Genomic DNA, 22,097 nt, shown 5'->3' with positions numbered 1-22,097 from the left:
AGTTGGCACGACTGACTATGGCTGAGGGTGGCGAATTTGTCCAGGGGTGGAGCTGTTGTGTCGCGGCTCACGTTCTGCAATGATCAACTTGTCTAAACCTGTATAGACAAGTTGATCGGATCGAACCCCCTACAAGTCGGAAGCAGCGTGGCTTTCGGCGGAAGGTGCTGACATGAGCCTCGTTTCAGTCGACACGACACCGGACTCCGAGAATGTGAGGAGGGTGTGCAGTACGTATTTCGAGGGCTTGTCGGCTGATCGATACGCGGCGCTCGCCGAAGACCGCAAGCTTGCGATGGTCGCCGCGCACATGGATCTTTCGCGCCGACGGGGACACAACCCGTCGATCTCGAGACTCGCGCCGGCCGGGGAGCTGGGGGACGGGCCGGCAATTCAATACGTCGGCGACGACATGCCGCAGCTCGTCGAAGCGGTACTGGCGACACTTGCCCGCGCGCGCATGGAGCCGGAATTCGTGGTGCACCCAGTGCTTCGCACAGTCGTGCAACCGGCGCACAGCACCGAAGACGCCCGGGTCGGGGAGCGTGCCGAATCATGGATCCACATAGGACTACCCGCACATTGTTCGGACGCGCAGGCGCAGGTGATCGCTGATGACGTCGCCGGAATCCTCGACCGTATCGCGCGTGCCTTCCGCGATACCTCGCCCCTGCAGGATCTCGTCGACGAGGCGCGCGGGCAACTGACCTCGGGCGGTCACGCCGAAGAAGCTGACTTCCTCCAGTGGTGCAGTGCCGGAAACTTCAGTGTCGTCGGCGGTGCGCGAACAATCGACAGGCGCGAGCCGTACACCCTCGGCGTGCTCCCCGATCCAACCCACTCTTCGGATTCGAAGGCGGTACCCCTCTCGATCGGAGTGGTGTACCTCGGGCAAGGGTTCGGTGGATCCGCATACGCCACCGAGATCGACGTGTCCGTCGGTGACCGTGAATACCGATTCATCGGGTCCTTCACCTCGACCGGACTTGTTGCAGACGTCAGGCGGACCCCCCTCGTGCGAGGGCGCGTCGCAGACATCTTCGACGCCTCCGGATCCACCGTGGATTCGTTTGTCGGACAATCGATGCTGGCGGTGATTCAGTCGATTCCGATCACAGTCCTCTTTGCCGCCGACCCGGCCCGAATTGCGGACGCACTGGACGAACTCACTTCTGTGGACGGCCGCACGTCGTTCCATCTGTTCCTGCAACCCGTGGGATGCTCTCCGACGACAGGGCAAGACCAGGAGCTGTCGGCTTTGCTGTTCGTTCCGCGCGAGAAATTCAGTACGACGATCAGAACAACGGCCGAGTCGGTACTCGCCGAGGCGCTCGGTGCCCGCACCATCGAGTTCTCCAGTCGAGTATCGGAATCTCCCTTGGCTGTCGTGCATTTCACGGCCACAGTCGGCGGCGGCGCGAACTTCGCATCGGCGCGACAAGCGCGGGAGATTCGGGATCTCGTCGTCGACGCGTGCCTGACGTGGGACGAGCGATTCGTTCTGGATGCTTCGCACTACGACGAGCAGCGCAGGCGTGCTCAGTTCGCCGAGCAAGTTCCGGTGGCATACAAGCAGGATTTCGACGCCGTCCGCGCCGCCGAGGACATGGCGGTATTCGACGGCCTCGAACTCGGAGAGGTGAGCCCACGGTTGGCCCGATCTGTCGACGGACCCGGTACTCACCGACTCGGGCTGTACGTATCGGGTGACCCGCTCTCGCTGGGCGAGGTGCTGCCCGTATTGCAGAGCCTGGGCGTCGACGTGGTCGACGAGCGTCCGTACGAGCTCGTCTCGGCAGGCTCGGAACAGTCCTGGATCTACGAGTTCACGCTCGACTATCCGAGTGCGCCGGTCGAAGGCTTCGACAACTTTGCCGCGCGGTTCGCAGCGACGTTTGCCGCGGTTCGAAACGGCTCCGCCGAGCCGGACTCGTTCAACGAACTTGTCGCGATCGCCGGACTCGGTTGGAAACAAGTAGTGGTGCTGCGGGCATACGCGGAGTTCTTGCAGCAAGCAGGATTTCCGTACAGCGCCAGTCGCGTCGCCGAGGTACTTGCCGATCATCCCGAGATCGCCGCCGGTCTGTGCGAATTGTTCGAGAGCCGTTTCGATCCCGACGTCGTAGACGGAGATCGAGGTGCGCGTGCAGCAGCGGAGGTGGAAACAGCCGTGGCACAAGTGCAAGGACTCGACGCCGATCGGATCCTGCGCGCATTGTCCGAACTGGTCCGTAACACGTTGCGTACCAACTACTTCGTCTATGGCACCGAATCGCTCGGCGCACTCTCGTTGAAGTTCGATTCGGAGAAACTGTCCGTACTGCCCTTCCCTCGACCGAAGTTCGAGATATTCGTGTACTCACCCGATGTAGCAGGTGTGCACCTTCGCTTCGGTACGGTTGCCCGCGGCGGCTTGCGCTGGTCGGATCGGAAAGAGGACTTCCGCACCGAGGTACTGGGATTGGTGAAGGCGCAGGCAGTCAAGAACGCAGTCATCGTGCCTGTCGGTGCGAAGGGCGGATTTGTCGTCAAACGCCCGCCGGTTCCAGGACAGGGTGTAGACGCGGACCGAGAAGCCACGTTGGCGGCCGGGATCGAGTGCTACCGATCCTTCATTCGCGGACTACTCGATCTGACCGACAACGTCGACAAGCAGAGCGGCGCCGTTGTCGCGGCGCGAAGGGTCGTTCGCCACGACGGGGACGACACTTATCTTGTTGTCGCCGCGGACAAGGGCACTGCAAAGTTCTCCGACATCGCGAACGACGTTGCCGCGCAGTACGGATTCTGGCTCGGCGACGCCTTCGCATCCGGCGGATCGGTCGGCTACGACCACAAAGCCATGGGTATCACGGCGAAGGGCGCCTGGGAGAGTGTCAAGCGGCACTTCCGGGAATTCGGCGTCGATACCCAGCACGACGACTTCACCGCGGTGGGGATCGGAGACATGAGTGGTGACGTCTTCGGCAACGGTATGTTGTGCAGCAAGCACATTCGTCTCATCGCGGCGTTCGATCATCGGCACGTGTTCGTCGACCCGAACCCGTCACCTGAGCGCTCGTACGACGAGCGATCACGTCTCTTCTCGCTCCCACGATCGTCGTGGGCCGACTACGACCCGACCTTGATCAGTGCGGGTGGCGGAGTGTGGGAACGCTCGGCGAAGCGCGTTCCGATCAGTGACGAGATGCGACAGGCACTGGGTCTCGACGCCGACGTCACCGAACTGACTCCACCGCAACTGGTTCGGGCGATTCTGCGGTCCCCGGCAGATCTCTTGTGGAACGGCGGCATCGGAACGTACGTCAAGGCCTCCGGTGAGTCCGACCTCGAAGTCGGCGACAAGAGTAATGACGCGGTTCGGGTGAACGGCAACGAAGTGCGTGCACGTGTGATCGGTGAAGGAGGCAACCTCGGCCTCACCCAAGCAGGACGAATCGAATACGCGCGTATCGGCGGACGGATCAATACAGACGCCCTCGACAATTCCGCGGGAGTCGATTGCTCCGATCACGAGGTGAACATCAAGATCCTTCTCGACTCCCTGATCAGCTCCGGCGTCGTCGCGGACTCACATCGCGACGCACTGCTCGAATCGTTGACCGATCAGGTCGCCGAACTCGTTCTTGCAGACAACCGTTCACAGAACGAACTGATGGGCACCACGCGTGCGGATGCGGGGGCAATGATCGGCGTGCACGGCAGAGTGATTTCGAACCTCGAATCTCGCGGAATCGTCGACCGCGTCATCGAAGGGTTTCCGACCAAGAAGCAGTTCGCCGCGGCCGAGAAGACGGGAACGGGGCTGACGTCGCCGGAACTCGCCACACTGATGGCCCACGTCAAACTCGATCTGAAGTCCACGCTGTTGGCTGGAAGCTCGATCGACAACCAGATCTACCGCAAGGCGCTGGTGAACTACTTTCCGGAGGGCGTTCGAGATGCAGGGGGCGACGCTCTCGACCGGCACCCATTGCGGCGCGAGATCGTCGCGACCGTGCTGACGAACAACGTCATCGATCGGGGCGGCATCACCTATGCGTATCGGCTCGGTGAAGAGGTCGGCGCTGATCCGGAAGACGCGGTACGTGCCTTCACCGTGGTTTCCGAGGTGTTCGGACTGTGGAAGTTGTGGCACGACATCAGCAAAGCCTCGATCTCGACCGCCGTATCCGACGAGTTGATCCTGCTCACCAGGCGACTGCTCGACCGGGCGTCACGGTGGATGCTGACGCGTCGGCCGCAACCGCTGGCCGTCGGGGCCGAGATCAGCAGATTCGGTGATCGCATCGCGGAGGCGTCGACCGAGCTCGATGACTGGCTGGTAGGCGCAGATCAGCGGAACCTGGCTGCGCGAACGGTCCTCATCACGGACAAGGGCGCGCCGGAGAACCTGGTCAGGCGAGTGGAGATATTGCTCGATCAGTTCGGACTGCTCGATGTGGTGGAGATCGCTGACCTCGCCGATCGCGCAATCTCGGAGACCGGTGAACTCTACTTCCGGCTCGGTGAGCATGTTGGGCTCGTCCCGATGCTCAATCGAGTGTCGGCATTGAGCAAGGACGGAAAATGGAACGCATTGGCGAGGTTGTCGCTGCGGGACGAGTTGTACTCGACGGTGCGGGCCTTGACCCTCGACGTCTTGGCCGACGCGGAAGCGGGTGACTCGACAGCGGAAAAACTCTCCAGGTGGGAAGAAAGGAATGCGTCGAGAATCGAGAGGTCGACTCTCGCGCTCGCCGAGATCGAGGCATCGGGGCAACACGATCTTGCTGCGCTTTCGGTTGCGACGAGCCAATTGCGGCGCATGGTGGGCTAGGCCCGGCGCGGACGCCCGCGGATTGATCGGAAAGGTGCGCGAGACGGATAGACTTCGAAGGCCGAACGGGAGAACCGACTCGGTGGTTTTCGACGAACGGGTGGTGGCGATGGCGATTGCTGAAGTGGACGCAGAACTCGCCGTGCTGTTCAACGAGGCAGGCGGCGAGTCCGCCCCTGCCTACGAACGGGTGAAGAACCTCGTGGTCTCGCAGATCAATTCGGGTCGGTGGACCGAAGGCGATCAGCTGCCTTCGGAAAATCAACTGGTCAGTGCACTTGGGTTGTCACGTATGACGATCAACCGAGCGCTTCGTGAACTCACCAGCGACGGTCTGATCGTGCGGATGATGGGGGTCGGTACTTTTGTCGCCGCCACGAAGACCGCGTCCCCGCTGTTCGAAGTAAAGAACATCGCCGACGAGATTCAGCGCCGCGGCCACCGTCATCGAACCGAGGTCGTCTTCGTTCGTGAGGAAGAAACCGACCACGGGCAGACGTTCCTTCGTGAATCGGTGGGCAAACGGGTGTTCCATTCGCTGATGGTGCACTTCGAGGACGAAACCCCGATTCAGGTGGAAGACCGGTTCGTGAATCCGAACGAGGCGCCCGACTATCTGCGCCAGGACTTCACCGCGATCACCCCCAACAACTACTTGAGTGACGTTGCGCCTCTGGTTCGCGGCGAGCATGTCGTGGAAGCAGTGTTAGGTAGCCCGGACGAATGCGAGCTGCTCCGCATCGATCGAGGGGAACCGTGTCTGCTGATTCGCCGCCGCACCTGGTCGGCCAACGGGTTGGTCAGTGCGGCGCGCTTGATCCACCCCGGTTCACGCAATCGCTTGGAAGGAACCTTCGAGCGCTGATCGTTTCGAGTGGGGAGTCCTGAACGCAGGCTCGTCCGATCGCACCATTTTCGGGGTCGAGTTCGGTGCAATCGACCAGGACGTGACTGCGAGCACACTGAGATCATGGGTGGACGGTTATTGCTTCCGCAACCTCACTTCCCGACGAGTGAGACCTGAGCGGATCGCAGCAACGCTATCTACGCCACTGGCTTCCATGATCGAAGGAGTTCGACCTGTGACCGACTTGCCCAAGGACCTACTTGTCGCCCCGAAGTGGCAGGAACGCCTCGACGAACTGGCAGCCAAGCATTCGGTACCTGGCGCGCAGGTCGGTGTGATCGCGCTGGGCGAAGACGGTGCAGCGGATATCCGTGTCATCACCACCGGAGTGACGAGCCTGAACACGCGTGTCGACGTCGACGCAGACACCCTGTTCCAGTACGGATCCGCGAGCAAGATCTGGACGACGACGCTGATCATGCAGCTCGTCGACGAGGGCAAGCTGACGCTGGACACCCTGGTGGTGGAGGTGCTTCCGGAGTTCACGATCGCGGATCCTTCCAACACGAAGGAAATCACGATCCGCCAGTTGCTCACGCACACAAGCGGTATCGACGGAGACCTGTTCAACGACACCGGCGACGGCGACGACTGCGTCGAGAAGTACGTCGACGAACTCGCGACCGCGATCAGCGTCACCGAGCCCGGCGGGCATCTGAGTTACAGCAATGCAGGTTTCGCCGTTGCCGGCCGTATCGTCGAGGTTCTTCGTGAGATGACGTGGGACGAGGCGTTGGTCGAATACCTCTGGAAGCCACTCGGATTGACGCACATCATCACCAAGGCCAAGGATGCCCCGCTGTTCCGCACCGCCGTCGGTCATGTGGCGAACCCGGATCGGACGTCGCCGGACAAGGTGGTTCCGACCAAGCAGTGGCTGCTTCCCCGCGGTATCGGTCCGGCCGGGATCATCACCGGATCCGTCAGCTCGCTTCTGACCTTCGGCGCTGCACACATGCGTGACGGCCTCGCGTTGACGGGTGAACGCATTCTGTCCGAAGAATCCGCGCGTCTGATGCGCACCCCACAGTTCGACCTGACTGCCGTCTCGAGCGTCGATCAGGCCTGGGGTCTCGGCTGGATCCTGTCCGACTGGGGCGGTGTGACGTCCGCGCAGCACGGTGGTGCGACGATCGGCCAGATCACTCGTTTTCACACCTTCCCCGAACTCGGCCTGGCCATGGCAGTTGTCACCAACTCGCGTGGTGGCGGCGCCCTGGCTCACGACATCGAGAAGGAGATCGCTCAGGAGCTCGATCTCGTTCTGCCGGAGCCGAAGTCCGAACCGGATGCAGCAGACATCGATCTGTCTCACATTCTCGGGACCTATGAATCGACAACCGTTCGAATCGAACTCACGCGTGGCGACGACGGCGGATTCCAGGTTCAGAACTTCGCCAAGGTCGAGATCGACGGCGAGCCGCCGGCCCCGCCCACCAAGGTCGTGCCTCTGTCTGCTTCCCGGTTCTCGATCAGTAACGAGAGCGCTTCTGGCGAGATGGCTCACCTCACGATCGATGGCGAGGAATATCTGTACATGACACGGCTTTTCAAGAAGATTTCCGACTAGCCGCGGCGAGATGATTCTCTCCGCTGAATGAAATCTCGGGCAGGTCGAGGGCGATGAGGGCCCTCGACCTGCCCGCACTACTTTCTCGAGGAAAACTCATGTTGAAACCTCTCGCTCCTTTTCCGGACGTGAATCACCCAGCGGCACTGGATGCTTACGGCCTTGCGCCGATCATCGACGGTCACAACGATCTGGCATGGACGGCTCGCGAAACTGCCGCATACTCGGTGGAAAATCTGGAGAAGGATTCCATATTCCAAACCGACATCGACAAACTCGGTCGCGGTGGCGTCGGTGCGCAGTTCTGGTCGGTTTACACCCCGTGTGACAGGACGGAGGCCGAGGCTGTTCAGTACACACTCGAGCAGATCGACTATGTATACCGGATGATCGAGCGGTACCCGGATACTTTCGAATTCGCGCGCACCGGTGACGACGTGCGTCGCATCTGGAGCGAGGGCAAGGTCGCGTCATTGTTGGGTGCGGAGGGCGGTCACAGCATCGGCAGTTCGCTCGGCGTTCTGAGAATGATGGCGCGCCTTGGTCTTCGGTACATGACTCTGACGCACAACGACAACACCGGGTGGGCGGACTCCGCGACGGACACTCGAGTACACGGCGGGCTGACCGACTTCGGTCGCGAGATCGTGCGCGAAATGAACCGGCTCGGCGTGCTCGTCGATCTGTCGCACGTCTCGGTGGAAACGATGAGAGATGCCATCGAGACGTCGTCGGCGCCGGTGATCTTCAGCCATTCGTCCTGCACTCAGCTATGCGGTCACCCCCGTAATGTTCCCGACGACGTCATGAGGCTGCTCGCGGACAACGGCGGGGTCATCATGATCGCCTTTGTGCCCATGTTCCTTTCTTCCGAGTACAACGAGTGGTTCAAAGGCGGGCGGGTCGGCCCACGGCCGGCGATGACGGTGGACCATCTGGCCGATCACGTCGAGCATGCCCGAGACGTCGCGGGCATCGATCACATCGGTTTGGGTAGTGACTACGATGGGTTCGACGACTTTCCGGACGGTATGCAGGACGTATCCGGTTTCGCGGTGATGATAGACCGTCTGGCGGAACGCGGTTGGTCCGCGGAGGACTTGGCAAAGCTGATGGGCAACAACGTGTTGCGTGTGCTCGACGAGACCAGTGCGGCCTCGATATCGAGCCTTTCCTAGCCGTATCGACGCCCGAGAAGATGAGGATGAGAATGAAGAAGATTCGTACCGTTGCACTGAAGGTGGTTGCTTCGGTGTCCGTAGTTCTGGTTGTGCTGGTATCGATAGCGCTCGTATTCAACGTCGGCTCCAGCAAGGCGAACGTTCCGACCGCGGAAACGGGCAACCAGTTCGTGTCCGTCGACGGCAAGAACATGAGCTACTCGATTCGCGGCAGCGGTGATCGGACCATCGTGCTGCTGCCCGGGTTCGGAACGTCCGCACCGATCCTCGACTTCAAATCACTCATCGACGAGCTTGCACCTGACTACCGAGTTGTCGCGATCGAGCCCTTCGGCTACGGATACAGCGACGCAACCGACAAGGACCGCACGGCTGAGAACATCGTCGAAGAGATACACGAGGCTGTGCAGGCCTTGGGGATTGACGAATACATCCTCATGGGTCACTCCATCACAGGTGTTTATGCCTTGGACTACACCGCGAAGTACGGCGACGAGGTCACCGCTTTCGTAGGCATCGACAGCAGCGTCCCGGGGCAGCCGAACATGGACACCAAGTTCCCGATCGAAGTCTTCCGCGTTGCAAAGAAATTGGGCTTCTCCGACGTTCTGGCGAAACTCGGTGGCAGTGAGGAAACCGATGCCTACCTCGATGAAGCCGAGAAGGCAGAGATGAGCCGACTGGTCGCGAAGAACAACTTCAGCGACACGTATCTGAACGAAATGGATCACCTTTCCAGCAACTTCGCCGCGGCGATCGGCAAGACGTTCCCTGCCGATCTCCCGATTCTGTTGTTCGCTGTACAGAATTCCAAGGTCCAGGGTTGGACAGAGCTGCACGAAGAACAGGCAGCATCGGTCGATCACGGTGAATTGGTCTTGCTGGACGGAGACCACTACCTACACCACACCAAGTCGAAGGAGATCGCCGAGAACCTCGAAAGGTTCCTGGGCGAGCTGAACTGAAACCCGTAGGACGTTAATGTTGAATGCGGGGCCATCGAGTCGAGATGGTCCCGCTTCTTCTTTCTCTACTGATCGTTCGGAGGCGTTGTGGCACAGACCTTGTCACGTGATGAACTGGCGAGTGCGCTGGACTCGGCGTATTCGAAACTCGACGCGTTACTCGACGGCGTCGCCGAGGCCGATGCGTTCGACGCCGTTGCCGTCGATGCGTGGACGGTGCACGACGTACTCGCTGTGCGTGTCTGGTGGGCAGAGGCCGTCGTAGAGTGGATAGGTGCCGGACTGCGAGACGAGACACCGCAGACGCCGGCTGCGGGTTACAAGTGGACGCAAACACCCGCGCTGAACCAGTCGGTGGTCGAGGCGAGTGCAGGTACCTCGGTTCGAGAGCTTCGGGATCGTTTGCGCGCGGCTGTCGCAGCGCTGCGTCGATACGTGGGAACTCTCGAAGACGATCAACTGCTGTCGGTCGGGGTTTTCTCGTGGACCCGGACGTGGCCGGTCTCGAGGTGGATCGCCGTCAACACGATCACCCAATACGCGTCGTTGTCGAAAATGATTCGGCGAGTGCTGAAGTCGAACAATCAGCCCTGAAGTCGATGCATCCGCCATACATCCGGTCCGTCGGGGAGCGAGGTCTGGCCGACGATCGTGAAACCGAACCGTTGGTACAGCGGGAGATTTCGTTCGGTCGACGTGTCGAGCCAGCAAGCCTGTTCGGTTCGATCCAGTTCCGCCAAAGCATGTTTCAGTAGCGCAGAACCCAATCCACTGCCCTGCGAATGCGGTGTCGTACCGATCGTTGCCAACGACCACGCGTTGTCGGGGACGGGAAGCGTAGACAGTTGTTCGTCAGCCTGGAGAACGCGCTCGAACCGATCTCCGTGCAGTTCCACGATCTTCTCGACAGTCGCTTCATCAGGCTGCGGGGCGTCGGGCGGCAGGACTGCGATGACGCCGTTGCCTGAATCATCGATGTATGAACGTCCGAACGGTAGTGCCAGGTGTTCGAGGTAGATCCGTTGTAGAGCGGCGACCCGTTCCACGTGAGAGTCTTCGGCGACGCACCAGTTCGTCCAGGGATAGTCGGCAAAAGCCTCGCCGAGAACCTCGGCGGCACGGTCGAGGTCGTCGATGGACAGCGGTCGAACAGAATTCTGCATAGTGCCACTTCAGCACAGTGGTGTCTTCTGTCGCCACTCGATTTCGGCGGTGTAGCAGGTGCGCGGGCCGTGGTCACGTACTTGTGAGTTCATTCAAGAAAGTTGGACGCGGCTGTCGATCCTGCGTTCACTGGTAGTGATCGGGTAGTCGCCGAGCTGTCAATTTCGGGCACATGAGATCCGGGTACGGCGATTCCCCGCGAAGGGAATGAATATGAACAGGCTCGAAGGCAAAAATGTAGTGATCACCGGCGCCGCCAGCGGAATCGGGCGTGCAGCAGCACAACTCATGGCGGCAGAAGGCGCCAAGGTGCTGGTCGCCGACCTCGATCCAGCTCGAGCGGAGGAAGCAGCGGCGGCGATACGCGAGACCGGCGGCACTGCGCTGGGTTTCGGCGTCGATGTCATGAACGAGGAGTCTCTGGCAGCGATGATCGAAAGGGCGGTCGCCGAATTCGGTGGCATCAACGTCTTGTGCAATCACGTGGGCGGTAGTAATCCGCGCAAGGATCTCGACCTGCTCCGGATGGACCTGGACGAGTGGGATCGCGTGATGTCGCTCAACGTCCGCAGCACTGTCGTCGCTTCACGACTTGCCATTCCGCACATGAACAGTGCCGGTGGAGGATCGATCGTCAACACGGCCTCGGTAGGTGGATTGATCGGGGATTCCCTGCAGTCTGCCTATGGATCCGCCAAAGCGGCAGTCATTCGTCTGACGCAGTACATCGCAGTCCAGTACGGAGCAAACGGTGTTCGGTGCAACGCCGTAGCGCCGGGCGCGATCATGACACCCGCACTCGTGGACAACATCCCTGCTGATGTCATCGACGGCATGAAGCAGGCAAACGCGCTGCCCTACCTCGGTGAGCCCGAAGACATCGCACACGCCATGCTCTACCTGGCCTCGGACGAATCTCGCTACATGACGGGGCAGACCTTGGTGGTCGACGGTGGACTCACCAGCAAGAGTCCACTCGCGACCGGCCGTTCGTCGATGTTGAGCTGAGTCAGCTCCGCCAACCGCTGGGGCCGGCGCCCAGAACCTCGATGGATCCCTGACTGGCATGTGAATGCTTGGTGCGGTGCGTCATTCGCCACCTTCCGTCGATTCGGGTCCAAGAATCGTGGTAGTCGCCGAGGGTGAAGAAGTTCAGGTGAGCTTTGCTCCCGGTGCCCACATGCATGTCGCTGACATAGGAGCGGCTGGTGGCAATATCACCGACCACCTCGACCAGCACGTTGCCGATCAGATGTTGGGTGGGACCGCACTCGTCGAGGAACGAGCGGATGGAAGCCACTACCTCGGCAGGTCCACGAAGAGTTCCGGTTCCCAGTTCTGCCGTAGCGTCCGGAGTCATGATCCGGTGGAGTTCATCCCAGTCCCGCGCGTCCATGGCTCGGGCGAACTCGAAAATGGAGCGGGTGATCTCGCGTTCGTCGAGAAGAGTGGTGATGTCGACGCCCATGCTGTGCGCCTTTCTTAACGTCGGGGGGTTAATAAAGGCGCACAGCAGAAGTCAGCGGTTCAGCAGCTTGCGCATCGCTTCGGCAGCGCCCTTGACCATCTTGTCTCGGGGGAAGCCGCTGCGCTTCTTGGCGCCTTCGTAGTTTCCTGCAGCAACCCAGATCGGGCCGTCGGCAAGGTGTTCGAGACCTTCGCGTGCAACATCCTCGGGCTCTGCGACGTTCATGCCCGGGATGTCGAAGTTCAATCCCGCGCGAATCATGGCCGGCGTGCGAGTGACACCGAGAATGAACTCGACGACGTGAACGCCGTACGGCTGAAGTTCGAGCCACAGGCTTTCGGCGAAGATGCGACCGAAAGCTTTCGAGGCCGCGTAGATGCTCTGGTGCTCGGAGCCCATGAATCCGGCCAGCGAACCGAGCAGCATGATGCCGCCTCGTCCGCGATCCTTCATCAAACCGCCGAAGTGGTGAGAGAGTTCGAGTTGCTTGTTGATGTTCAGCTCGATGACTCCGGCGAATCCCTTCAGATCACCGGTCACGAACTCGTGGCCGTAGCTGTTGGCGCCGGCGTTGAAGATGAGCAGGCCGACCTCGACGTCGTCGGTGACAGCCTTGATCTGGTCGAGCGCGTCGGGAACCAATAGATCCAGTGCGAGAGTGCGTACTTCGACGCCGTTGGCGCGTGCCTTGGCCGCAGTCTCCTCGAGCGGCCCCGGCTTGCGGGCGATGAGAACGAGGTTGATGCCGATCTTGCTGAGCTCGTCGGCGAACCCTGCGCCGACACCTTCGGAACCGCCGGCGATGACTGCCCACGGGCCGTAGTACTGGGGATCGATCATTACTACCTTCTTCGAAAGATGTTGGCTCGGCTAGTGAAACGGAGCGGGTACTGGTTCGCTGTCGTCGACGATCGGCTGAGGCACCGGCTCGTCGTTGAGAATCTCGAGCTTGCCGGCCGTTGCAGCGTTCACGATGGACGCGATCAAGGCGCCGCACTCCTTGCGGGGAGCACCGGGTCGTCCTTCTCGCTGCCCGAATTCACGGTCGTCGGCGATTTCGAGGCACTGGGCGCGGGCCTGGTCACTCCACTGAACGGTGGTGTGTTCCCAACTGTTCTTCTGGACCAGGACCTGCGCCTTGCACTCAGCGCACTGAAGAGGCTGCATCTTCGTCTGCCTTCTTCGCAGCGAGGTTGTCTTCGACTTCCTTCTGCCAGGCGGCGACGGGTCGCGCGGTGTCGAGTTCGAATTCGAAGCGTTCGGTCATCTCGGGAGCAATGTCCGCGACGTCGACGTAGAACTGTTCGTACCAGCGGCGGAGCTGGTAGACCGGGCCATCCTCTTCGCACAGGAGCGGGTTCTCGATGCGAGTCTTGTTCTTCCAGATCTCGACGTCCTGCTCGAAGCCCTTGGCGATGAACGTGCCGAAGTTCGCGGCCATCGCGTCGGCGGCTTCACCCTGGAAGCGATCGGACTTCTTGACGATGATGCCGTACTGGAGCACGAACTTGTCAGCGCTGACCGGGTAGTGGCAGTTGATGAGCACAGAGTCGACGTTGTAGTCCTCGTACTCGTAGGTCAGGTCGTCGACCATGAAGGAGGGGCCGAAGTACGTGGCAACCGAGTTGCTGCCGACCATCTTCGGGGTGCCTGCTGCGTGGGGACGCATATCGGAGCGAGCGACGCCGCGCATGTACTGCGTTGCGGCGTGGCCTTCGAAGACGTTCTTGAAGTACGTCGGGAAGGAGTAGTGCACGTAGAAGAAGTGCGCCATGTCGACGATGTTGTCGACGATTTCACGACAGTTGGTGTCGACGGTCGTGGTGTACCAGACCCAGTCGCTCCACTCGTCGCTGAGCGCGCCTTCGATACGGGGGATGGCTACGTCGTCGGTCGGCGGGTTGCCCTCGGGGTCGTGCCAGACGAAGAGCATGCCGTCCTGGTCGAGGGTCTGCCATGCGCGCGTCTTGGCCAGCGGGGGAACGCGGCGTGCATAGGGAATCTTCTGGCACTTGCCGTTGCCGCCCCAGCGCCAATCGTGGAACGGACAGGCAATGGCGTCGCCCTTGATGGTGCCCTGGCTCAGGTCGCCACCCATGTGACGGCAGTACGCGTCGAGGATCTTGACGTTGCCTTCACTGTCGGCGAAGACGACGAGCTTGGTGCCGAACGCCTCGATGGAGTGCGGCTGGCCGTCCTTGAAGGACTCCGTGAGCCCAATGCAGTGCCATCCACGTGCAAAGCGAGTAGGCGCGGTTCCAGCTTGGATCTCGCGAACTTCGTCGTTGTCGGACTGATTGATCGTCACGATGAGTCCCGTCCTTTCCAGGGTCAGTGTCGACGCCCGACGCTAGGGGAGCGTGAATTACCGCTGGGGCCTCGTCTCACTGGCCGGGACCAGCGGCGAGCGAGTGGATCCGGCGGCTGATCCCGGCCTCCGGGACTTCCGATCATCGGAACGCGTGACCGACATATCGTGACGGGGCAGCCGTTATGTCTATCTGCCGATCCGCTCCCTCACGGTTCGGTGCGAGGAGTGTCTTCCATGGTCAACAAGGTTCTGAGCTCAGTCCGTGATCTGCTTCCGAAGATCGCGGCCCGCGCTCAGAAGGTCGACGATTCGCGCAAGATCTCCGAACGGACCATCCGGGAGCTTTCCGAAGCCGGCGTCTTCTCCATGCTGGCGCCGAAGAGATATGGGGGCGCCGAGAGCGACCCGGTCCACTTCTACGAAGTGGTCAGGGCAATCTCCGCTGCCTGTGGTTCGACCGGTTGGGTCGCGTCGGTGGTGGGAGTGCACCCGTGGCATCTGGCGCTTTTCGACGACCAGGCACAGGCCGACGTGTGGGGAGAGGATCAGACGACGCTCATCTCGTCCGCGTACGCGCCGGTCGGTCGACTGACGGCGGTGGACGGTGGTTACGAACTGTCGGGCCAGTGGGGCTTCTCTTCCGGCTGTGATCACGCGAGTTGGGCATTGCTGGGCGCGATGGTGGTCGGGATGGACGGCCGGCCGGTCGATTTCATGACGGTGTTGGTGCCGCGTACGGATTACGAGATCCGAGATGTCTGGGATGTCGTGGGGATGCGCGGCACCGCGAGCAACGAGATCGTGGTCGACAAGGCCTTTGTGCCCGAGCACCGATTGAAGCGCAACTACGAGACCGCACAACTTCGCGGCCCAGGCCAAGCAGTCAATCCTGGTCCGCTGTACAAGCTTCCGTTCGGGAGTATCTTCACCTCGACGGTCGCGGCTCCGTGTGTGGGCATCGTCGCCGGTTGTTACGAGGGGTACTTGGACGTGATGCGTGAGCGGGTCCGTCTGAGCTTGGGTGGTGGACGGTTCAGTGAGGACCAGTTCGCTCAGGTTGCCGTCGCGCGTGCGTCGTCGGAGATCGATGCCGCGATTCTGCAGATGGATCGCAATATCCGGGAGATGTACGAACTTGCTGTCGCCGGCAAGGAGCTTCCGCTCTCGATGAGGCTGCGCGCGCGTCGTGATCAGGTTCGCGCGACGGAACGTTCGGTGGAGGCGATCGACATGCTGTTCAAGACGGCAGGCGGGAACTCCCTCTCTCGCGGAAACCCGATCGAGCGTGCGTGGCGAGACGTTCATGCGGGCAGCGTTCACGTTGCCAACGAACCCGAGCGCGCGTTGGCGCTGTACGGCCGGGCGGCGTTCGGACTGCCGGTGGAGGACAACCTGATCTGACCGGTTGGCGCGCCGCCGAGTGGGGTATTTGCCTCTGGATGAGGGAAGTTCCGGCGCTGACTATCGGCTCGATCGTGGACATGGCGGGTGTCGCGCGGGCGAAAGTGATGCCGGCAGGCCGAAGCGGTGTCTTCGAGGAAGTCGGTGCGGGGGTCTCGCCGAGTTGGAATGTTTTCTGCAGCGACGATCGGATTGCCTTCACCGATTCCTTTTCCGTCGTGGGTGATCTCCGGTTGCGTATCGACCGCTCCGACCTCCGCGATCTCGGCGGGGGCGTGTCGTGGGCGCCGGCCACTTTGTACGAGCAAGACGGTTCGACGGCTGCCGTGTGCACTCGGTCCGCACTCACTGCCGTCGTGGCGCGGCTTGCTGCCTACGGACTGGAAGCTCGCGTGGGTCACGAGATCGAATTCACTCTTTTCGGTGATGCGTGCGACGGAGCGTGGTCGGCGTACGGGTTAGGTGCAGTCCTTCGCCGCGAGGACTTCCTCAAGGACCTTCTGCGCAATGCCGAACGCGCACAACTTCATATCGAGCAAGTTCATGCGGAGTACGGACCGGATCAATTCGAGATCTCCATCGCTCCGAGCGCTCCTGTTCAAGCGGCCGATCTTGTGGTGCTTGCCCGGATCTTGATCAGCCGCACTGCCAGAGCCCATGGATTGGCGGCATCGTTTTCACCGATACCTACGATCGGAGGTGCCGGGAACGGTGCACACCAGCACTTTTCGTTGATCTCAGGTGGGCGGCCCGTCTTCTCCGGTGGTGGTCAGGACTACGGGATGACCGACGAAGGATCATCAGCTTTGGGTGGAATCCTTTCTCACCTCACGGAATTCACGGCCGTCTTTGCTTCCTCGCCGCTCTCCGGCCTCAGGCTGCGTCCGGACAATTGGTCGGGGGCCTACGTCTGTTGGGGGCTCGAGAACCGGGAAGCGGCACTGAGGTTCTGCACGGAGTCACCGTCGAATCCACACGGCGCCAACGCCGAAGTCAAGATCATCGATCCATCGGCCAATCCGTATCTGGCCACCGCTGCGGTACTCGGTCTTTCGCAGATCGGTATCGACAATGCCGCGCCATTGCCGCCTGAAATCGTGGTGAATCCGTCGACTCTCACAGAGGCGGAACGTGATGAGCGCGGGGTGACCCGAGTCCCCACCGATCTCGGCGAGATCGTGCAGAAGTTCAACTCCTCCTCGGTGGCGAGGGAAATCTTCGGGGAGTCGATCATAGAAGCGATGGTGTCCGTGAAGGGAGCTGAGCAGGAGACGTTCTCCCAGATGGACGAGGCGACAACCGTCGAGAGGCTTCGATACACATGGAGTTGAAGGGGTTGACGCTTAGGATCGTGAGTTCTATGTTTAAGTTATTCCTTAATTAAGGAGTTGCTTACATGGACGAGCGAAGTGGTCGACTCGATGCAGTGTTCAGCGCACTGGCCGACCCGACGAGGCGTGAAATGCTCTCTCGCCTGACGGATGGTTCGATGACCGTCGGTGAGCTGGCCGAGCCGTTCGAGATGAGTCGGCCCGCCATCTCGCAGCATCTGAAGGTGCTCGAGCGAGCCGGTCTCATCGAACGAACCGCCACCGCGCAATGGCGCACCTGCACCCTTCGCGCAGAGGGGCTCGACGACGCCAGCGCATGGGTCGACGAACACCGGCGCGGTTGGAACGAACGCTTCGACCTCCTCGACGAGCGTCTACGTGAGCTGAAGCAACGTCGACCGAAGAAGGAGAAGGACAATGAGTGACCAGAATGCCGATGCCACCGCAGAATTCACCATCACCCGGATCTTCGATGCGCCGCGTGACCTTGTCTGGCAAGCGTGGACCGATCCCGACGAGGCGGCGCGGTGGTGGCACCCCGAGGGTGTCAGCAGCCCTCGGGAGCACGTCACGATCGACCCCAGAGTTGGCGGAACGTACCGCTACCTGATGATCAACGACGAGAATGGTGCCGAGTTTCCCACCGGTGGAACCTATCTCGAGGTCGACGAGCCGAAGAAGCTAGTCTTCACCTGGGGGGATCCGGGAGATTCGGTGGACACCGCTCCTCGAATCACGGTCACGCTCGCAGATCGGGGAGACAAGACCGAGATGACATTCCATCTGGTCGGGATCCCAGGTTTCAAGGGCGACGGCAACGTCTACGACGGGTGGGAATCCGCGTTCGACGTGCTGGACAAGGTATACCGCGGCGAGTAGTCGGGAATCGGACACCGGCACCGGGGCACCGGTGATTGAATGGAGTGAACACACCATTCAATCACCGACGTGGGAGAGCCTGATGGCACCAGAGGTTGCGGTAGTTCTCGAGGGATATACCTACTTCGAATGCCCGCGCTGGCACGAGGACCGAATCTGGGTGTCGGACTTCTATACCTACCAGGTGATTTCGGCCCGTGAGGACGGGACCGACGTTCGCGTCGAGGCGGAGATTCCAGGGCAGCCGTCCGGGTTGGGGTGGCTTCCGGACGGCAGATTACTGGTCGTCTCCATGCGGGACCAGAAGATTCTGCGGCGAGAATCCGATGGCGATTTGGTGGTGCACGCAGACTTGTCCGGGTACGTGAGTGCCAACGTCAACGACATGCTGGTCGACGCGCAGGGACGAGCGTACGTGGGCAACTTCGGGTTCGACCTGATGAACCTGGCCCCCGTCGAGACGGCAGATCTCCTCCGCGTCGACCCGGACGGATCGGTGCACGTCGTGGCGCGAGATCTCCACTTCCCCAACGGGATGGCTCTGGCGTCGACCGGAGATCTGCTCGTGGACGAAACGCTGGGAAATCGAATCAGTGCGTTTGCCGTCCAGCCCGACGGCTCTCTGGGCGAACGCCGTGATTGGGCGTCGTTCGGGCCGGTACCTGGTGGACCCGAGATGGAGACCACCCTCGCTGAGATCGTCGTTGCGCCCGACGGATGTTGCATCGACGGAGACGATTCGATGTGGGTGGCCGACGCACTCGGAAGTCGAATTCTCCACGTCGACCCGTCTGGCAAGACAATCGATGAAATTGCCTTCGACAGCGGCGTCTTCGCTTGCGGGCTCGGCGGTTCCGACGGTCGTACGCTGTTCGTCTGTGCCGCCCCGGACTTCAACGAACACGCTCGCAAGGTGGCAACAGAAGGAAAGCTGCTGTCGATTCGTCTGGAGCCTTTGGGCTGACATGGAATTGGTGACCTCGCTACCTGCCAACACTCCGCTGCGGCAGGTGGCTCAGCACGTCGAACGCATCGAGAACCTCGGTTTCGACACGGTGCACATCTCCGAGACCATTCGCGACCCCTTTGCCGTGGCGGCACTGGCCGTCGAGCACAGCAGTACTCTCACTGTCCGGACGTCGATGGTTGTCGCGTTTGCGCGCAGTCCCATGGTGACGGCTTTGGCTGCCTGGGATCTTGCAGGTTTCTCGGGTGGGCGATTTCAACTGGGGCTCGCAACGCAGGTGCGCGGGAACATCGTCGGGCGGTACTCGATGCCGTGGACCAATCCTGTTGCACAACTGCGCGATTACGTCAGTGCTGTAAGGGAGATATTTCAAGCGTTCCAGACGGGCGGCGAACTCGACTATGCCGGCTCGCACTACACCTTCAACCGACTGCAGCCCTACTTCAATCCGGGGCCGCTCGACGTTCCAGCTCCCGAGATCTGGACCGGGGGAGTGAACTCCCGCATGTGCTCACTGGCAGGAGCCGTCGCCGACGGCTTTGTTGCTCACCCCACCAGCTCCCATCCGAAGGTGCTCGCGGAGAGGATCATTCCATCATTGACGGCAGGCGGAAGGAAGCCGCGGCTGATTGCCGTTCCGAAGACGATCACCGGCAAAGATCGTGCCGCGATACTTGCTCGACGAGAAGCGGTGCGCAGTGAACTTGCCTTTCTCTACTCCACACCGGCATATCGAACCGCGCTCGAGGTTCTCGGCTTGGCGGGGATCGGCGAGAAGCTGACTGCGATGGCACGAACGGGTGATTGGGCTCGACTACCAGCTGTGCTCACGGACGATGTTCTCGACATCTTGGTCACGCAATGCACCTACGCCGAACTCCCCGGGGTGCTGAGTTCGAAATACGCGAGTCTCTGCGACGGCATTGCACTGGCAGTGCCGGCGGATCCCGCCGACGACCGCGCCTTCGCAGCGATGTGTGAGGAGATTCGAGCCGCCGCAGCGTCCGCCAAGTGACTTCCTTCAAGTGGCGTCTGCTCGATGCGATCCCCGGCCACCTGGGGTTCAGCCGCGATCTCATCTGCCACGGGTGATGTGCAAATACCGCGAGACCGCCAGATTGACTGGACAGGGTTCCGCGTGAGGTCACGTCCGATGGCATCGCGTTCTTGCGTGGACGAGGACACAAGGACCGGAGGAGAGTGCTCATGGGTGCTGAGACCAAGCCTGCAACACCGTTCACCGTCGAGGTCAATCGCGCGGCAGTCGACGACTATCCCATGTCTGACCGGGAGGATTTCGGCGACGCGGACCGCGGGTTCATCGCCGGGTGGGAGAACGATCAGGTCTTCAACGACGAGGGCGATCTGATTCACGACGGTCAACCTCTCGAGTACATCACCGATGACAAGCAAGCGCCTGACTCTGTGAACCCCAGTCTGTGGCGGCAGTCGCAGTTGGTGAGGCGCTGCGGGCTCTACAAGGTTGTCGACGGGCTGTACCAAGTCAGGTTCGCGGTTAACCTGACCATTGTCGATGCGCCGGACGGACTGGTCATCATCGACACCACCACCAGCGCTGATCTAGCCAAAGCAGGCCTGGAACTCTTCCGCCGTGAACTCGGCAACAACAAGCCGATCGTCGCGATCATCTATACCCACACGCATTTCGACCACTACGCCGGCGTCAAGGGCCTCGTCGACGAAGCAGACGTGGTGTCCGGCAAGATTCCGGTCGTCGCGCCTGGAACCATCGAGTCTTTCAACAAGTTTGCGATCGGCGAGAACGTCATCACCGGCAATGCGATGTCGCGGCGAATGGGGTACACCTTCGGTTTGATTCTGCCCCAATGTGATTGTGGTCTGGTGACCGTCGGTCTGGGATCAGGCGCCGACGGAATGAACATCCACATGACCTACATTCCGCCCACTGACGGCATCACCAAGACCGGTGAGGTACGCAATCTCGGCGGGTGGGACTTCGAGTTCCTCTACGCTCCCGACACCGAAGCGCCGGAGGAGATGCATATCTGGATCCCGGCCATCAAAGCGCTCACCTGTGCCGAGAACGCCAATCACTCGATGCACAACATCCAGACGATCCGAGGCGCACGCACGCGAGATGCGCGCAACTTCGCCAGATACCTGGATGAGACTTTGGTGCGGTGGGGCGACGAGGTCGAAGTTCACCACGGTCCGCACACGTGGCCGGTGTGGGGGAACGCCACGGTGGTGGAATTCCTTGAATCACAACGGGATATGTACAAGTTCATTCACGACCAGGCGCTAAGGTTCGCGAACCAGGGCTACACGCCGCTCGAAGCTGCGGAGGTCGTCCGGCTACCGGAAGCCATCGGACAGAAGTGGTACAACCGCTACTACCACGGCGGACTGCACCACAACGTCCGCGCGGTCTTCCACAAGGAGCTGGGATTCTGGGACGGTGACCCGGCGACGATCTTGCCGTTGCTGCCCGAGGATCATGCCAAGCGGCACGTCGACCTGATCGGGCGAGAGAAGATACTTGCCGAGGGGCGCAGTGCTTTTGAAGCGGGCGACTATCGGTGGGCGGTGCAGCTACTCCATCACCTGGTCTTCGCCGATCCTGACGACGAGGAAGCAAAGAACCTGCAGGCCGACGCCTACGAGCAACTCGGATACCAGCAGGAAGTCCCGCAGTATCGGTCGATCTTCCTCGCCACCGCAATGGAATTGCGCAACGGCGTCACAGGTGCCGGTCAAGTCAACACCGACAGCACGGACACGATTTTGTCGATGCCGATCGATCTGCTCTTCGACTATGCGGGAGTACATCTCATCTCAGAGAAGGCGGACGACGTCGACATTTCGATCAACTTCAGTTTTACTGACACGAAACAGGATTGGAACATGTGGGTGCGACGGGCAGTTCTCAACGCGCGTTCGGGCCGCGCCCCTGACGCGCAACTGACCCTGACCGGTCCCAAGCCGTTGCTTGCCGGCATCCTTCTCCAACCAGGAAAGGCCTCTGCCATCCTCGACACCGGAAAAGTCACGTCCGACGGTGATGTTTCGGCGCTGACTCGCTTCGCCGACATCATGGACACGTTCGATCCGAATTTCAACATAGCGACGCCGTGAGAAAGATTGTGGGGCAG

19 protein-coding genes are annotated in these 22,097 nt (G+C 61.1%); 14 read left to right on the top strand and 5 right to left on the bottom strand.

Features of this window, described 5'->3' with window-relative positions; translation table 11 throughout:
- Positions 1-172 precede the first annotated feature (172 nt).
- The 6 genes from QMA15_RS07085 to QMA15_RS07060 all read left to right on the top strand — a co-directional run bounded on the left by QMA15_RS07085 (position 173) and on the right by QMA15_RS07060 (position 10,036).
- Positions 173-4,819, top strand: coding sequence for an NAD-glutamate dehydrogenase domain-containing protein (locus tag QMA15_RS07085; protein WP_290283804.1), 4,647 nt, complete (start codon positions 173-175; stop codon positions 4,817-4,819).
- A gap of 109 nt (positions 4,820-4,928) precedes the next feature.
- Positions 4,929-5,684: a histidine utilization repressor gene (hutC, locus tag QMA15_RS07080; protein ID WP_024487384.1), complete on the top strand. Its 756-nt coding sequence runs from the start codon at positions 4,929-4,931 to the stop codon at positions 5,682-5,684.
- A 217-nt stretch (positions 5,685-5,901) separates the two neighbouring features.
- A complete protein-coding gene (locus QMA15_RS07075; RefSeq protein ID WP_029537034.1) occupies positions 5,902-7,296 on the top strand; it encodes a serine hydrolase domain-containing protein in 1,395 nt (464 codons plus the stop codon).
- A 98-nt stretch (positions 7,297-7,394) separates the two neighbouring features.
- A complete protein-coding gene (locus QMA15_RS07070; RefSeq protein ID WP_290283803.1) occupies positions 7,395-8,474 on the top strand; it encodes a dipeptidase in 1,080 nt (359 codons plus the stop codon).
- 32 nt (positions 8,475-8,506) lie between these two features.
- Entirely contained in the window at positions 8,507-9,442 is a 936-nt protein-coding gene (locus tag QMA15_RS07065) for an alpha/beta hydrolase (RefSeq protein ID WP_097386859.1), read from the top strand.
- Between the two features lie 87 nt (positions 9,443-9,529).
- Positions 9,530-10,036: a ClbS/DfsB family four-helix bundle protein gene (locus tag QMA15_RS07060; RefSeq protein ID WP_097386860.1), complete on the top strand. Its 507-nt coding sequence runs from the start codon at positions 9,530-9,532 to the stop codon at positions 10,034-10,036.
- On the opposite strand, the gene QMA15_RS07055 is transcribed toward QMA15_RS07060, so the two are convergent.
- Complete coding sequence (locus QMA15_RS07055; RefSeq protein ID WP_046379305.1) at positions 10,027-10,605, bottom strand: GNAT family N-acetyltransferase; 579 nt, start codon at positions 10,603-10,605, stop codon at positions 10,027-10,029. The genes QMA15_RS07060 and QMA15_RS07055 overlap by 10 nt on opposite strands.
- A 214-nt stretch (positions 10,606-10,819) precedes the next feature.
- Here QMA15_RS07055 and QMA15_RS07050 point away from each other — a divergent pair, with 214 nt between their 5' ends.
- Positions 10,820-11,614 carry an SDR family NAD(P)-dependent oxidoreductase gene (locus QMA15_RS07050; protein ID WP_019745337.1) on the top strand — a complete coding sequence of 265 codons (795 nt, stop codon included), beginning with the start codon at positions 10,820-10,822 and terminating at the stop codon, positions 11,612-11,614.
- A 1-nt stretch (position 11,615) separates the two neighbouring features.
- On the opposite strand, the gene QMA15_RS07045 is transcribed toward QMA15_RS07050, so the two are convergent.
- Genes QMA15_RS07045 through QMA15_RS07030 form a run of 4 tightly spaced genes read right to left on the bottom strand, consistent with a single transcriptional unit; the run spans position 11,616 to position 14,382 of the window.
- On the bottom strand, positions 11,616-12,074 hold the full coding sequence (locus QMA15_RS07045; protein ID WP_021331968.1) for a nuclear transport factor 2 family protein: 459 nt from the start codon (positions 12,072-12,074) through the stop codon (positions 11,616-11,618).
- Between the two features lie 51 nt (positions 12,075-12,125).
- Positions 12,126-12,914 (bottom strand): SDR family NAD(P)-dependent oxidoreductase, encoded by a 789-nt coding sequence (locus tag QMA15_RS07040; protein WP_020970821.1) that lies wholly within the window; start codon positions 12,912-12,914, stop codon positions 12,126-12,128.
- Between the two features lie 30 nt (positions 12,915-12,944).
- Positions 12,945-13,241: a hypothetical protein gene (locus QMA15_RS07035; RefSeq protein WP_019745334.1), complete on the bottom strand. Its 297-nt coding sequence runs from the start codon at positions 13,239-13,241 to the stop codon at positions 12,945-12,947.
- Positions 13,219-14,382 carry a Rieske 2Fe-2S domain-containing protein gene (locus QMA15_RS07030; RefSeq protein WP_019745333.1) on the bottom strand — a complete coding sequence of 388 codons (1,164 nt, stop codon included), beginning with the start codon at positions 14,380-14,382 and terminating at the stop codon, positions 13,219-13,221. The genes QMA15_RS07035 and QMA15_RS07030 overlap by 23 nt, the downstream gene beginning before the upstream one ends.
- 237 nt (positions 14,383-14,619) lie before the next feature.
- Here QMA15_RS07030 and hsaA point away from each other — a divergent pair, with 237 nt between their 5' ends.
- The 7 genes from hsaA (at position 14,620) to QMA15_RS06995 (ending at position 22,080) form a co-directional block, all read left to right on the top strand.
- Complete coding sequence (hsaA, locus tag QMA15_RS07025) at positions 14,620-15,786, top strand: 3-hydroxy-9,10-secoandrosta-1,3,5(10)-triene-9,17-dione monooxygenase oxygenase subunit (RefSeq protein ID WP_020970820.1); 1,167 nt, start codon at positions 14,620-14,622, stop codon at positions 15,784-15,786.
- Between the two features lie 38 nt (positions 15,787-15,824).
- On the top strand, positions 15,825-17,117 hold the full coding sequence (locus QMA15_RS07020) for a glutamine synthetase family protein (protein WP_290283802.1): 1,293 nt from the start codon (positions 15,825-15,827) through the stop codon (positions 17,115-17,117).
- A gap of 65 nt (positions 17,118-17,182) precedes the next feature.
- Positions 17,183-17,542 (top strand): metalloregulator ArsR/SmtB family transcription factor, encoded by a 360-nt coding sequence (locus QMA15_RS07015; protein WP_003940373.1) that lies wholly within the window; start codon positions 17,183-17,185, stop codon positions 17,540-17,542.
- Positions 17,535-17,996 carry an SRPBCC domain-containing protein gene (locus tag QMA15_RS07010; RefSeq protein WP_021345567.1) on the top strand — a complete coding sequence of 154 codons (462 nt, stop codon included), beginning with the start codon at positions 17,535-17,537 and terminating at the stop codon, positions 17,994-17,996. Before QMA15_RS07015 ends, QMA15_RS07010 begins: the two co-directional genes overlap by 8 nt.
- A gap of 82 nt (positions 17,997-18,078) precedes the next feature.
- Positions 18,079-18,960: an SMP-30/gluconolactonase/LRE family protein gene (locus QMA15_RS07005; protein WP_290283801.1), complete on the top strand. Its 882-nt coding sequence runs from the start codon at positions 18,079-18,081 to the stop codon at positions 18,958-18,960.
- Position 18,961: 1 nt separating this feature from the next.
- Entirely contained in the window at positions 18,962-19,978 is a 1,017-nt protein-coding gene (locus QMA15_RS07000; RefSeq protein ID WP_290283800.1) for a TIGR03617 family F420-dependent LLM class oxidoreductase, read from the top strand.
- Positions 19,979-20,169: 191 nt separating this feature from the next.
- Entirely contained in the window at positions 20,170-22,080 is a 1,911-nt protein-coding gene (locus QMA15_RS06995) for an alkyl sulfatase dimerization domain-containing protein (RefSeq protein WP_290283799.1), read from the top strand.
- Positions 22,081-22,097 lie beyond the last annotated feature (17 nt).

It is taken from the genome of Rhodococcus sp. APC 3903 (genome assembly GCF_030407755.1).
GTDB classification, from domain to species: Bacteria; Actinomycetota; Actinomycetes; order Mycobacteriales; family Mycobacteriaceae; genus Rhodococcus_F; species Rhodococcus_F erythropolis.
This window is presented reverse-complemented; position numbering and strand designations above follow the sequence as displayed.